11 protein-coding genes are annotated in these 13902 nt (G+C 41.3%); 9 read left to right on the top strand and 2 right to left on the bottom strand.

The features are described 5' to 3' along the window. The first annotated feature begins 173 nt into the window (after positions 1 to 173). The 4 genes from MUCPA_RS22760 (at position 174) to prfH (ending at position 5081) form a co-directional block, all read left to right on the top strand. Positions 174 to 1412 (top strand): IS4 family transposase, encoded by a 1239-nt coding sequence (locus tag MUCPA_RS22760; protein ID WP_008509576.1) that lies wholly within the window; start codon positions 174 to 176, stop codon positions 1410 to 1412. Between the two features lie 910 nt (positions 1413 to 2322). Continuing rightward, on the top strand, positions 2323 to 3045 hold the full coding sequence (locus tag MUCPA_RS22765; protein ID WP_008509577.1) for a hypothetical protein: 723 nt from the start codon (positions 2323 to 2325) through the stop codon (positions 3043 to 3045). A 13-nt stretch (positions 3046 to 3058) separates the two neighbouring features. Continuing rightward, positions 3059 to 4459 carry an RtcB family protein gene (locus MUCPA_RS22770; protein WP_008509578.1) on the top strand — a complete coding sequence of 467 codons (1401 nt, stop codon included), beginning with the start codon at positions 3059 to 3061 and terminating at the stop codon, positions 4457 to 4459. A gap of 1 nt (position 4460) precedes the next feature. Then, entirely contained in the window at positions 4461 to 5081 is a 621-nt protein-coding gene (gene prfH / locus MUCPA_RS22775) for a peptide chain release factor H (RefSeq protein WP_040626289.1), read from the top strand. A 238-nt stretch (positions 5082 to 5319) separates the two neighbouring features. Here the strand turns inward: prfH and MUCPA_RS22780 are convergent, their stop codons facing one another. Further along, a complete protein-coding gene (locus tag MUCPA_RS22780) occupies positions 5320 to 5844 on the bottom strand; it encodes a hypothetical protein (RefSeq protein ID WP_008509581.1) in 525 nt (174 codons plus the stop codon). A 192-nt stretch (positions 5845 to 6036) separates the two neighbouring features. Between MUCPA_RS22780 and MUCPA_RS22785 the strand changes: the two genes are divergently transcribed. From MUCPA_RS22785 to MUCPA_RS22795, 3 genes are all read left to right on the top strand, one after another. Continuing rightward, on the top strand, positions 6037 to 7056 hold the full coding sequence (locus MUCPA_RS22785) for a hypothetical protein (RefSeq protein WP_008509583.1): 1020 nt from the start codon (positions 6037 to 6039) through the stop codon (positions 7054 to 7056). Positions 7057 to 7248: 192 nt separating this feature from the next. Next, the gene (locus MUCPA_RS22790) at positions 7249 to 8076 is read left to right on the top strand and encodes a glycerophosphodiester phosphodiesterase family protein (RefSeq protein ID WP_233276782.1); all 828 of its coding nucleotides are present in this window, start codon (positions 7249 to 7251) and stop codon (positions 8074 to 8076) included. A gap of 78 nt (positions 8077 to 8154) precedes the next feature. Beyond that, the gene (locus MUCPA_RS22795) at positions 8155 to 8433 is read left to right on the top strand and encodes a hypothetical protein (RefSeq protein ID WP_008509588.1); all 279 of its coding nucleotides are present in this window, start codon (positions 8155 to 8157) and stop codon (positions 8431 to 8433) included. A 567-nt stretch (positions 8434 to 9000) separates the two neighbouring features. On the opposite strand, the gene MUCPA_RS22800 is transcribed toward MUCPA_RS22795, so the two are convergent. Further along, positions 9001 to 10323: a right-handed parallel beta-helix repeat-containing protein gene (locus MUCPA_RS22800; RefSeq protein WP_008509590.1), complete on the bottom strand. Its 1323-nt coding sequence runs from the start codon at positions 10321 to 10323 to the stop codon at positions 9001 to 9003. 390 nt (positions 10324 to 10713) lie between these two features. On the opposite strand from MUCPA_RS22800, the gene MUCPA_RS22805 reads away from it, so the two are divergent. Together MUCPA_RS22805 and MUCPA_RS22810 are read left to right on the top strand one after the other, a co-directional pair. After that, complete coding sequence (locus MUCPA_RS22805; protein WP_008509592.1) at positions 10714 to 11505, top strand: polysaccharide biosynthesis/export family protein; 792 nt, start codon at positions 10714 to 10716, stop codon at positions 11503 to 11505. Positions 11506 to 11509: 4 nt separating this feature from the next. Beyond that, positions 11510 to 13900 carry a GumC family protein gene (locus tag MUCPA_RS22810; RefSeq protein ID WP_008509594.1) on the top strand — a complete coding sequence of 797 codons (2391 nt, stop codon included), beginning with the start codon at positions 11510 to 11512 and terminating at the stop codon, positions 13898 to 13900. The last annotated feature ends 2 nt before the right edge of the window (positions 13901 to 13902 follow it).

Below are 13902 nucleotides of genomic sequence, written 5' to 3' on the forward strand. Positions count from 1 at the left end.
TATCGCCGCGTGAGGGCTGTTACTTTTGTCTTGATACAAAAAGTAACCAAAAAGTCAAGACTGCCCGATCCTTCCCCCCGCGAGGCCATAGCCGTCAACTTTAGAAAAAAAAGGGATAAAATTTTTTTAGAGCAAGAATCGGAACTGCAAAATTGCAGTCATTATTCGAGCGAATGAGTTCGGAACTATTTGAACCAACGGTGTTAGATGGCCTGGCCCGTAAAACAGAGGCTATACAACGCAAACGAAAAGTGGGAGGCAAGGAACTATTGGATATGGCGTTATTTGATGGAGATCAATCGTTTAACGGCATGAGTATGCAGTTAATGCGGAGGGATGGGCTTGATATTTCGAAGCAGGCATTGCATCAAAGACATCACAGCAATATGACAAAATTTGTACAAGCCGTTTTTGAGCAATTAATAGCAGTTGAGTTACCGCAAGAACAAACACAAGGGTTGGAGATCCGTATCAAAGATTCCACCCGTTTCGCGTTGCCGGAAGTTATTGCAGAGACATTCCCCGGAACAAAAGGAAGTGGGATGAAAGCGGGAGCATCTGTACAATTTGAATTTGAAATCAAAAGTGGTAAAAGCGATATCAAAGTAACTCCGGCCAACGCAAATGACCAGGGTGAGAGTCATCTGGACAAGGCATCAATTCAGCCGGGGGTATTATATATGAGAGATCTGGGTTACACTCACTTGAGTTATATGAACAATATTAACAAAGTCAAAGCTTTCTTTATTAATAAATTATGTCCGAAAACAACGATTTACCTATTAAAGGACGACCAATACCAAAAGTTAGGGTTGTCGAAACTACAAGGCATAACCGGCGTATTTGATCAACAGGTATATATCGGAGCTGATAAAATGCCGGTAAGGATAATAATAGAACCGGTAAGTGAAGAGCTCAAGGCAAGGCGGATAGCCAATACTGAAAAGTACAATAAGAAGAAAGGCAGTACCACCAGTAAGGGATTCAAAGAGCGGGCAGGGTTTAACTTTATTGTTACCAACCTGGTGAGCGAAAAATATAGCGCTGAATTGATCCAAAAGTTATATCACCTGCGATGGCAGATAGAATTGGTTTTTAAAGCATGGAAGTCGTTTTTAAAGATACACACGTTCCCCAAAGGAAGTTCGGATCGTATAACCAGTATATTATACAGTAAGTTGATCTGGGCAGTTTTGAGTTGGAAAATATGCATGGCTATCGGTAAGATAGGTCAAATTAGTGTTTTAAAGGTGCATCGACTAATCGCTTCTACGAAAGAAGAATTGCGAGCGCAGCTTTTAGGGATATGCTCAAAGTGGTTAGCTCTGTTGGAGAAATTAAACTTAAAGCACCTTTCAAAAGAGCACAGAAAACATAGGTTAAAAATAGAAGAAATTGTAATAAGTATTTGATTATTAGATATTTAAATACTATATTTAGATAGTTAAACAAAAATAAGAAAGGCGGGGCCATCTAAACCTCCCCGCCTTAAAAAACGAAAAATATGAGAGTAAAAATACATAGGTTTGCCCATGCGGGCAAACCGCGCCTAAAAATTAAATTACTGAAAATCAACAATATATAAGTATAGCTACTTAAATTGACGGCTATGCCCGCGAGGCCAGCTCCCGGCGTGCAGTCAGGCTTTTGCGCACTTTTCTTTCTGCGCTTGGTAATCTATAAGGTTCAAACGTCATCCCTATTTTTTCCGGTTGGTCGGGTCCAGTACTTATAATGAGGCTTTGTTAAATCATTGATTATCAAACTACTTATCTCTCCATTTTGTCATCCCGACGCGAGGAGCGATCTTCTAAAAGCGTTAAGTATGCATCATATTAGGTGCACTTATTATCAATGTGCTCATTTGCTCCGACAATCAGTATTCATAATTTAGAGCATCGGCCTGCTCAATCGCCGCGGGAAGGGTTTTACGCGTGTTAAACTTTCTACGATTTAAAGGTTTCATAGAGTGCTTTTAATTTGTATAGTATAATCCATCATCCTAAATTCTCGTTAATTTCAATTTTTCCAACAAATCCCCTATCTTCGCAGCAATTCCTGATTTGTTAACCATTTAATATCGAGGAATCATGACAGAGCAAACTTACATATCGCCCCTTTCGCTCATTGCCTAACAGGCAGGCAAACACTGTTTTTTTACGGGATTAAATGTTGATCGCTATTTTGGCGCGGTCTTACCGGTTTTTGTCTGCCCACTGTTCGCCGGGTTATATGAGCTTTCTTTAAAAAGGGTATATCCTTATTCAAGGATGAATTTTTGAGAATCATTCAAAAAAATATTCAATTTTTTATGGAAGTGCTATGGACCTGCACAATTGGCCGTACCGTTTAAAATCGGCCAGAAGAAAGAAGCGGCTCGTTATCAAAGATCGTGATAAGCAACTGATTAAAATACACAAACTACGCAAGGAGCTATGGCAGCAAAAGCGCCATTTACCTATGGTGCCTTTAAAAAATCCGTATCAAAGTGGATGGAAACGCTTTTTTGTTCTGCGGGAGGATGTGGCGCGCGACGATAAGGCCGGCTTTTATCAGACTGTTTTAGCTAAAATCAACACCGTTCGGTATCATCACGAAAAGTCGTTCAAAAAAAAGAAATGGCGTAAGCAAAGGTATCGGTACGAGTTGAAAGAGCAACTGTTAAAAGAGATTGACTGGTATGATTGGAGTAATAATAAGCTAAAGCTATCTGAGGAAGAGAAAGCCTGTTTTACCAGGGTGGAGCGCAGTAACATTTACAGCAAAAAGCTTGAGGTAATTTATGTATTTGCCGAGCCCTGGCGTTTTGTACTGAAAACCGTGCCGCACATCATTACTGAGGTGAAAATGCTGGATAGCTCGCTGGAACGGCAGATTGACGCTTTAGACAATTATATCACGAAACATTATTTAACGCCGCGTATTGACTGCCTTACACATGGGCGGCTTTACCGATGGAGGGGCGGTTATACTGAGCCGCTCAAATACATTAACAAATTTAAAAACATACCCCGGAACAGCCCTAAAGAGGCCTACGAGGATTAAAAATAAAACCCAGATGGGCAATTTACGAACAAAAGATTTAAGTAAAATAGGTTATCACAATGATCAGCTCCGGAGCCTGGTGATTGGCATAGCCTCAAAAAATTACAAGCACCACAGCAAGCAGCAGTTGCTGGATTTATTGGTGCAGATAAAAAACGACCCGGAAAGCTTTTTGGGTGATGAACTGGCCGGCAAAATTGCCGAGAAGGTGATTGGCAAAGTTGCCGGCCCGAGTTTTAAAACCTACGATTTGATGGACGAAGCTTCGCCCTGCAAAATTTATGGTGGCAAGCATATCGAGTCGTCGGCAAAAAAACAAATGGAATTGGCAACCCTACTGCCGGTGAGCGTGCAGGGCGCTTTAATGCCCGATGCGCACATGGGCTTTGGTTTGCCCATAGGCGGGGTACTGGCTACCCATAATGCCGTAATACCTTATGCCGTTGGTATGGATATTGGCTGCCGCATGGCACTCACTATTATTGACGAAACGGACGGCTTTTTACGACGATCAGAATATCAAATTAAGCAGGCGCTTAAAAACTGGACACATTTTGGGATGGAGGGCAGTTTGGAGGTAAGGCAGGAGCACGAGGTATTGGATAGCCCCGTTTTTGGGCAAATACCATTTTTAAAACCCTTGCGTGGCAAGGCTGTAAAGCAGTTGGGTACATCGGGCGGCGGCAACCACTTTGTGGAGTTTGGCGAAATTGAGCTGGCCGAAAACAATAGCCTGGGCCTGCCTGCCAAAAAGTATACCGCCCTATTATCGCACTCGGGCAGCCGTGGGCTTGGGGCCGCAATTGCCAAACACTATACCCAGGTAGCTATAAACACTTGCAAGCTGCCACGCCATGCGCAGCAACTGGCCTGGCTGGATATGGATAGCGAAGCCGGGCAGGAGTACTGGCTTACCATGACACTGGCCGGCGATTATGCCCGGGCCTGCCACCAGCGTATCCACGCCAACCTGCTTAAGGCTTTGGGCCTTAAGGCACTGCGCGTAGTTGAAAACCACCACAACTTTGCCTGGAAAGATACCTTAGCCGATGGGCGCCAGGTAATTATCCACCGTAAGGGTGCTACACCCGCACATCAGGGCGAGCTGGGTATTATCCCCGGCAGCATGACCACCCCCGCATACCTGGTGATGGGTAAGGGTATTGAGGGTGCATTGTACTCCGCATCGCACGGGGCGGGCCGCGCCATGAGCCGGCAAAAGGCTAAGGATAGCATGACGGTTTCGGCCATGAAAAAAATGCTGTCGGCGGCAGGCGTAAAGCTGATAGGCGGCACGGTAGAAGAGAATCCGCAGGCTTACAAGGATATTGAAACGGTAATTGAAGCGCAGCACGCCCTGGTTGACATTCAGGGTAAGTTTTTGCCGCGCATAGTAAGGATGAATAAGGAGTAAGATGATGGAAAAGATGATGATCCAAATTACATCAGGCAAGGGCCCGGCAGAGTGTTGCCGGGTTGTAGCCTGCGTGCAAAGGCTAATGTTAAAGCAAGCCAAGCAGTTTGGCGTGGATATACAGGTGCTGGAAAACCGTGAAGCCGATTTAAGCGGCACCTTCCTCTCGGCAACCATGATGGCGCAAGGCATGCAACTGGAGGTATTTAGGCGCGAGTGGGAGGGTACTATCCGGTGGATAGCACAAAGCCCTTACCGCAGATACCACCAGCGCAAAAACTGGTTTGTTGGTGTAGCTTTTTTTGATATAAAGCAACTGATGCAATGGAACCCTAAGGATGTAAAGCTGGAAACTACCCGTTCATCCGGCCCTGGCGGGCAGCATGTTAACAAAGTGGAAACAGCGGTAAGGGGCACGCATCTGCCTTCGGGAATCCAGGTAATGGCGATGGACAGCCGCTCGCAGCTGGAAAATAAAAAGCTGTGCCTGGCCCGGCTGGAAGCGAAAATAATGGTTTGGCAAACAGAGCAACTGATGGAGCAGCAACATAGCCAGTGGCTGCAACACCATGCCCTGGAGCGCGGCAATCCGGTTAAAACCATTACCCAAGGTTTATATTGATGGCAATTTGTTATTGGTTATTTGTTGCTTGTTATTGAGTTGGTTATTGGTTAAGTGACAACCAGTGCTTGGTTATTTGTTATTGAGTTATTTGTTGCTTGTTATTGAGTTACTGGGTTATTTGTTAAGTAACAATCTAATAAAAATTAAGCCGATAACAAATAACCCAGTAATCAGTAACCCAATAACTCAGTAACCAGTAACTCAATAAATCAATAACAAATAACTAAATATTCACTTATTTAACGTACACAAAAGTAACGCTGTCTTTAGCGGCAACACCGCTCATATTTTCGCCAACGTATTTGATGCTGTAGGTTGATGGTTTACTTATGGCGTAAGCTTTAAGCAGATCAACATTGATGGTCATGCTGTCCTTTGGATTTACTTTGAGGTAACTGCTTAAAGGTGGAGGCATCATACGTTTGGCCATAGCACCCTGGTAAGATACCTCGGTGCCGTTTGCATCTTTTACTTCCAGGTATTTGCTCATTAAAGGTTCAAAAGGCGTGTGCCATTTGCAAAATTGCTGTACGCTGTCGGCTTGGTTGTAAACTGTAAAGTTGAGCTGCACGGGTTCTCCAAGTTTGATGGTGTCTTTAATCTGCATTTTTGCAAATAATTTTTTATCGGATGTGGCTACGGTTTTTGGAGCGTTAAGTGAATCCGAATTCTGGGCTGTGGTTTTGTTACCTGTGTTTTTAACGCTGCATGATGCCAGCGAAAGCAGCAGGGCCGGTAGGATGATGTTGAATGTCTTCATAAGGGCAAAGGTATCTGTTTTTGGGTCGAATAGACTTTTGCCGACATTATTATTTACGATGCTGCTAAGGAATATTATAATGGCGTTGAATTGGAGTATATTATAGTGTAGGGTGCAAATTTTTCCTCAAAAGCCTGTTTTAGTTTATAGATTATAAAATACTATCTTAGAAGCACAAACCAACTTTATCATATGAAAAGAAAACTATTAACTATTATCGCAATAGCGATAACTCACACATCTTTTGCTCAATGGGTAAGCTCTGAAAATAATATTTATAATACAAATTCAGGGAATGTTGGTATTGGAACAACCAGCCCTGGCGCTACATTGGATGTAGGCAAATTGTTAAAATCAGGAGAGTTAGGAAGCATTTTAGCGCGATTATCTGAAGGTAACGGAGTCGGAAGTGGTACATATCTGGGTGTTCGGGGGTATAACACTCAACCAAATACCGCAACACCCAATTTGACTGATGTTAAAAGTTTTTCTATTGAACATGGTTTTTACGGAAGTATTAACGGCTCAATCAACTTCTTACGTGGTGGAGGTGCTACAGATGGTGCAATGTCATTTAGCACATATAATAACACTGAAAGAATGCGAATTGCGTCCAACGGTAATATTGGCATTGGTACAACAAATCCTCAGTACAAATTGGATGTTAATGGAGCTATCAGATATGGTGCAAACTTTCTTGGCAGACTGGGTGATGAACCAGGATTTGCGGCAATTGTAGGCGGAGTTAATGCTGGTATTAAATTTTATACCAGTGACGGTGTATCACAGCCGTTAACACTTACTTCTGATGGGAATGTCGGCATTGGTACTAATAACACTCACTCCTATAAACTGGCTGTAAACGGTAACGTGATAGCAACGTCGGTTACTGTAAAACTTTATGACAGTTGGCCTGATTATGTTTTTAAACCCAGTTACAATTTACCATCTCTGTCTGATGTTAAAACCTATATTGATCAAAACCATCGTCTGCCCGAGATGCCATCAGAAAATCAGGTGGCGAAAGAAGGGATCAATTTAGGGGAAATAGTTAAACTTCAAACAAAAAAAATTGAGGAGTTAACTTTATATCTCATTGAGAAAGACGCACAACTAACACAACAACAAGTCGATATTCAGCAGCAGAAAAAGATAAACGAACAATTGAATGCACGTATGATGACTTTAGAAAAAGCTTTAGGCGGTAAGTAATTAACCATTGCTTAATGTATAAGCAATGGTTATGTAAACAGCTTTAGTATAGGTAATTATAATGCGTAAGCCGGATTGTATATCCTCAACTTAATAATTATATAACATTGCAACAAAAGCTTATCAGTAATTTTGGCTTTAGTTAATATATTGATGATGTTGAAGAAGATAATTATCATAACCGGGCTTTTAATGTTTACACAAACTGTAATGGCGCAACAAGAGTTTGATAAACAGGGTCATAGAGGATGCCGGGGTTTAATGCCCGAAAATACCATCCCTGCCATGAAAAAGGCGGTTGATTTGGGTGCTACGCTTGAGATGGATATTTCTTTTAGCCAGGATAAAGTGGTCATTGTATCTCATGATCAGTACTTATCATCTTTAATTGCACTAAAGCCCAATGGCGATACCATTAGTAAGGCCGAAGAAAAGCAGCTGATACTTTACCAGATGCCTTACCGGCAAATTGAACAATATATTTTAGGTCAAAAAAAGTATCCTTTATTTCCTAACCAGCAGCAAGTTAAAACACACATACCGCTTCTGGCCAGCCTGATTGATAGCATTGAAGCTTACGCTAAGCAAACCGGCAAACCTGCGCCTAAATACAATATTGAAACCAAAACTACCGTAGATGGCGACAATGTTTTACACCCCGGCCCCGAAGAGTTTGTGGAGCGTTTAATGCAGGTGATTCTTCAAAAAGGGATCCAGAGCAGGGTAACCATCCAGTCGTTTGATATCCGTACGCTCGAGATTATCCACAAAAAGTACGCTTATATGCAAACCGCTTTTCTGGTATCTGGCGGTAGCCTTCGTGAAAATCTGGCGCTTTTGAGTTTCAAGCCAACTATTTATAGCCCTGCTTATAAAACCGTAACACAAGAAGTTGTAGCGGACTGCCATGCTGCCCAAATTAAAATACTACCGTGGACGGTTAACAGTGCCGAGGCCATCAAACGCCTGAAGGACTGGGGTGTTGACGGCATTATTTCTGACTATCCTGACCGGTTGTAATACAGCGAACCCGTGTTGGTCACGCCAGTTCCAAAAGCTATCGTGCTGCCCTACTTTCGCCATTCATAAAAAAGAGAAATGAGCAACACTGCGATTAATGAGGCGATCACGAATTATATCTGCCTGCCCTGGATTAGCAACGATGCTAAAAATAGCATCCGCGCGGCGTACGGAACCGGGATGTTGGAGTTAATTGAAGAAATATATTTGTTGGCAGCAAATGACACCATTTGGATACGTGGCGACTATCTTTCGGCCCGGTCCCAATGTGCCACTAAACTAATAACTCTATATCCTTTTTTATCAGAAGCTGCGGCCAACACCATAGCCAATATGGCAGCATATTCGTGGAGGTAAGTTGAAAAAGCCACAACTAATTTGCCAGTTTAACTTTTACATCTAACTCCAGTTATTGAAAATTATATATCATTTTTTGTGGTTAGGCTATTTTTAACCTTTTACGTTGAATTATACCCATGAAGTGGGTGTAGGATGACGAGAAAATATTACGCATTGGTCTTGAATTTAATTAAAAAGTTTTGATTTATGGGTGTGGCGAACTTATATTTGCCTATAAGTTAAAACATTGAAGTTTTTTTTTAAGTTTTGGTAAAACAAAAAAAGGAAAAAAAACTTCAATTAAGCAACCGTTAATATATTTAGTTCGTATATACTAACGGACCAATGCACCTAAATGAAAGATAAGCTTAACCACAATAATTACTATTGTCCGGCCTGTGGACAGCCGTACCATTATCAGATGTCACGTAACTGGTTTGTTAAAAACCTGTTGTGGTTTTGGCGCGTGCGAAAATTTTTTTGCGCCAAATGCTTAAAGTATAGATATGTTAGGATTGATGATTGATGTAGTTTATCATTATCAAACTTGTGTAATGATGTTATTGTTCTATACCGTATTCTTTATCAATATTGTTGATAAGCGCCTATATCTGTAGGTTGCTCCACCCGTCGTCTGCGTCCCTCAAAATCAACTTTACTATAGGTTGTTACATTCGCCCTTCGGACAGCCGGGCTTTTAGGCTGAAGTTTAAAATTAGCGTATAGGTTGTTAGCCGGATTGATAAACGCAGGGTTAACACCCGTAATACACGACGAGGTTGATATGCCCGCTTTAGCTTTATCAGGAAAAGTTATATTATAATGCAGGTTGTTTTGGTAAATTAAATTGGTATTTAAGTAATTTGAATTGATAACAGATACCGAGTCTGCAACGAGAATGTTATTAATAATTTTAACATCATTCCCCAAGCCCGACAAAATTTGCCCGGGATTAAACTCTTTATTGCGGGAATTGCAATAGGCTGTGTTGTTAATAATATCGATATGGTCGCTTTGAAAAGCATGTATTCCTGTACCCCCGTTAAACCAGCATATGTTGTTTTCAATCAATGTTCTGCCCTGGTACTCTTTTAATTTTGATCCATTTTGTTTGTTCCTGAAATCGTCAACTATAATTCCATTGCCATCGTAAATCTTACACATTTTTATCCACGGAACAAGTGCCTTATTATTATAACATTTGTTTCTCCTGATAAAGTTATGGTAGCCACTGGTGCGGTCGTAATTCCAGAACTGATAAAATGAGATCGCGCTGGTGCCGAATACGGTATACCAACTTGTATTATAAACAATGTTTTCTTCAACCGTGATGTAGTCGGCATGAGAAACGCCTATTCCGCCTCCTCCACAATCATGAATGATGTTTTTGGAGACGATGATATGATGAGAATGCCGGTTCTTAGTACTTTCTATAACTATAGCGTTGCCATTGTAAGCGGGATCAAAAGTTCCTTTGGGGTTTGCACAGCTCTTAGGTTGTGTTAAGGCTTTCCGGAGGGTAACCCTGGCATTATTGCCTATGATTTCAAAACCTGTTATTTTAACATAACTAACGCCATTTTTAACAGATATGCCGGCCCATCCGTTAAACTTAATTTTAGGGTGTTCGCCCGGATAATTGATGTAAACCACATATTTGCCATTTTTACCGCTTTTGGGTATATCCAATACGTTACATGTTTTGCACGGATTTAAATAAGTACCATCCATTACAAAAACAGTATCGCCAGGCTTGGTTAAGTTAGCTGCATCTTGTATGTTTTTTTTGGGCTGATAAGGGCTTAGCCCGTTAAACTTCTCATTCCCTTTGCCGGAGCTTACGTAGAAACGGGTGGCAAACAAATGATTGGCAGATAGTAAAAGTAAAAATAATAGCAAGGATTTCATTCTTAGCAACGGGATTTTAGTTAATAACACCCATTGGTAAATTTTGTTATAAAGTGCTTAAATTGTATTAAATAGCAAATTGTATTTCGTTTATTGAAAAAAAAAGCCGCTTAGTTAAATATTTTGCTAAATACTTAAAACAAGCTTTCTTGTTTGCTGTTAGCAAGTTGATTATTATGTGTTCATCAGATCTGTTATCATCCCCTCACGTAGGGGCGGAAAAGCGCAATCAATGTGCTAATAAATTCATTAAGTAAAGCTCGTTTGCCATAGTTCAAAGCGATAGCTTGTTCAGGGCAGAGGTGTCTCTATAAATTAGAGATTTTATTAGCGCAGGCGTCTTTACCTGGTAGCTTATCAATATTTATCTAACAATTCAATATTTATATAATGCAATTTACCACATCTCCCTTAATTAAATCCACAAAAAAAGTACTCCTTTTTTTATCCGTAGCCGTATTAATGGCATCATGTTCCAGCTACAGAAAGACTCCATATTTTCAGGATCTGACCAGGTCACAAATCACCACCGAGGATATAAAAAATCTTGAAGCTATAACAATACAGCCTCAAGATCAGCTATCTATTAGCGTAACCAGTTTAAACCAGGATGCGGCCAATGTATTTACAAACAATCTGCAAGGTGCCGGCACAAATTCTGCCAGCCCGGTTTATGGTTATGTTGTAAACCAAAATGGCGAAATTACTTTGCCGTTGGTTGGCACCATGAAAGTTTCAGGATTAACACCCACCCAGTTAAGCACCAACTTGCAACAACAATTGCTAACTTACCTGAGCAAGCCCAACGTGTATGTTAGAATAGTTAATTTTAAAGTTGCTGTAATGGGCGATGTTATGCATCCCAATGTTTACAATAGCCCGGGTGAGCGGCTTACACTTACAGAAGCTTTAACCTTGGCCGGAGATTTAAATATTACCGCCAAGCGGGATGATATTCTGTTGGTGAGGGAAGTAGACGGAAAAAGGGTTTTTGTTCCGATTGATATTACCTCTAAAAAATTGTTTGAGTCGCCGTATTTCTATCTTAAACCTAACGATTTAATCTATGTGCAACCAGGTAAGTTGAAGCTTGCCACAGCAGACACCGGATATCGTAACGCCAGCCTTATTATATCAGCACTTTCTCTAATCGCCATCTCTATTTCCTTATTTACCCGATAGAACTATGAATGTTAGGCAAACCGGGGGCAATAAAACTGTCCTCACCCAACAATTTACAGATCTGCGGTTCATATTAGCTAAATATCTTTATCACTGGCCTCTTTTTGTACTTGGCCTGGTGATAGCAATGGCAGGTGCTTATGTTTATCTCGCTGTGGTTAATCCTGCTTTTGAAATAAGCGCTACAATATTGGTTAAGGACGAAAAAAAATCCCCCCAGGAAAAATCGGCATTACCGGAGCTTGAACAATCCACCTCTCCCAAAAATGCAGAGGCAGAGATTGAAATACTAAGATCAAAAAAATTGGTAGGCCGGGTAGTAGATACCTTGCATTTATGGGTTGATTACAGTACTAAAACCGGGCTGAAGGCCACCGATCTTTACAAAACTTCGCCTGTTGAAATTGTTTTTTCGCAACCGCTTTCGTTATCAAAAAGCCAAAAGTTTCAAATCGTTATCAAAGATGGTAAGTCTTTTGAGATGGAGAACATGGCCGGACAAAAACAAACTTTTTTGTTTAACCAGGTTGTGAAAAGTGCATTTGGAAGTTGGACCCTTAAACCTACCGCCTATTTAAATCAATTTATTGGCGCCGGGTTGACTATTAAATTACAGGATCCGGAGGTGGTTACCAATAATTACCTGAAAACGCTCGACGTACACTTATTGGATAAGTTAGCGCCTACTATAGGTTTATTTTTGGTTGACGAGGTGCCACAAAGAGGCAAGGATTTTTTAAATCGGCTGGTGGAAGCCTATAACGAAGCTGCTTCTGATGAAGAGAAACGTACCACCAGGAGCACTATCGAATTTATTGACAATAGGCTTTCATCTTTAACCGGCGAACTTAACCATGCAGAGAAGCAAGTTGAAGGCTACAGAAGCAGTCAGGGATTAACTGATATCAGCTCGCAAACTAAAGTGTACCTTGAGAATGTGCAAAGTAACGATGCCCAGCTGAACGAAGTTAACGTACAGCTAAATGTGATTGATGGGATAGAGCGTTATGTAAATTCGCCGTCTGTTAATGCCAGCGCGCCTGCAACCATTGGTATCACAGACCCGGCTTTGAACAGCCTGATTGAAAAGCTATCCAGGTTACAGCTCCAGAAAAGTGCTTTGTTGGCTACTACCCCCGAAGGGAATCCCGTTTTTGAGCCTATAAACCAGCAAATTGCCCTAACGCGGTCGTCTATCAAAGAAACCGTTAAAGGAATTAAGTCGGCACTGTTAAATTCAAAAAAAGAGCTTCAATCGGTCAATCATAAAACGGAATCATCTATTAAAGATATACCCGTGCTGGAACGCCAGTTTGTTGGCATGAAACGGCAGCAATCTATTAAAGAAAACCTGTATATCTATTTACTGCAAAAGCGCGAGGAGCTTGCGTTAAGTTATGCTTCCACCTTCTCTGACGCCCGGATTGTTGACCAGGCTAATACCGGCGATGTGAAATGGCCCAAAACTTCATTGGTTGTAGCCATAGCACTGTTGTGTGGTATCGGTTTGCCTTTTTTTATCATCTATTTCAGAGACTCCATAGGTAATAAAATTACCGACAGGAGGGATATAGAAGCTGTATTGGATGTTCCTATATTGGGAGAGCTTTCATACGAGGAGGTGAAAAACGAAGTGATCGTGATCACCAATAAGCAACGTTTAATTGGAGAACAATTTAGGGCCCTGCGAACCAATCTTAATTATCTGCATCAAAATACAAGGGGAGCGATTGAACCTGATGGAAGTTTAAAAACAGGCAAACGCGGAAGAGTGACCTTGTTAACATCCAGTGTATCTAAAGAAGGGAAAAGCTTTGTGAGCGCTAACCTTGCTGCATCTTTTGCTGCATCTGGCGGAAAAACTGTGATTTTGGAAATGGATCTCCGCAAGCCTAAAATAAGTGTTGCTTTTAATTTGCCATCAAACCATCCAGGTATTTCGGAGTTTCTGTCGTCAGAGGTAACTGTTGATAGCATTATTCAAACGCCGGGTAATATTCCTAATCTGGATATTATCGGCAGTGGAGAAATTCCTGCTGCCCCATCTGAATTGCTTGAAAGCGATAGGCTGGTGGTGCTGATTGCAGAGTTAAAAGAAAGATACGATAATATCATCATAGATACAGCACCGCTCCATTTGGTTACTGATGCCATGATTATTGCCAAAGTAGCAGATGTTTCACTTTACCTGATTATGCAGGGCTACACAGATAAAGATGAGCTCAAGTTTATCAGGGAAATATATGAGTCGGACAAGCTGCCGAACATGAGTATCGTGTTTAACGGAATTAAACGTAATAAGTATGGCTATGGTTACCATTATGATAATAGTTATTATAACGAAGGGCCTGCAGAATCTAAATTTACCTGGAAGCAAATTGCAAGCAGGCTTTAATC

It is taken from the genome of Mucilaginibacter paludis DSM 18603 (assembly GCF_000166195.2).
Taxonomy (GTDB): Bacteria; Bacteroidota; Bacteroidia; order Sphingobacteriales; family Sphingobacteriaceae; genus Mucilaginibacter; species Mucilaginibacter paludis.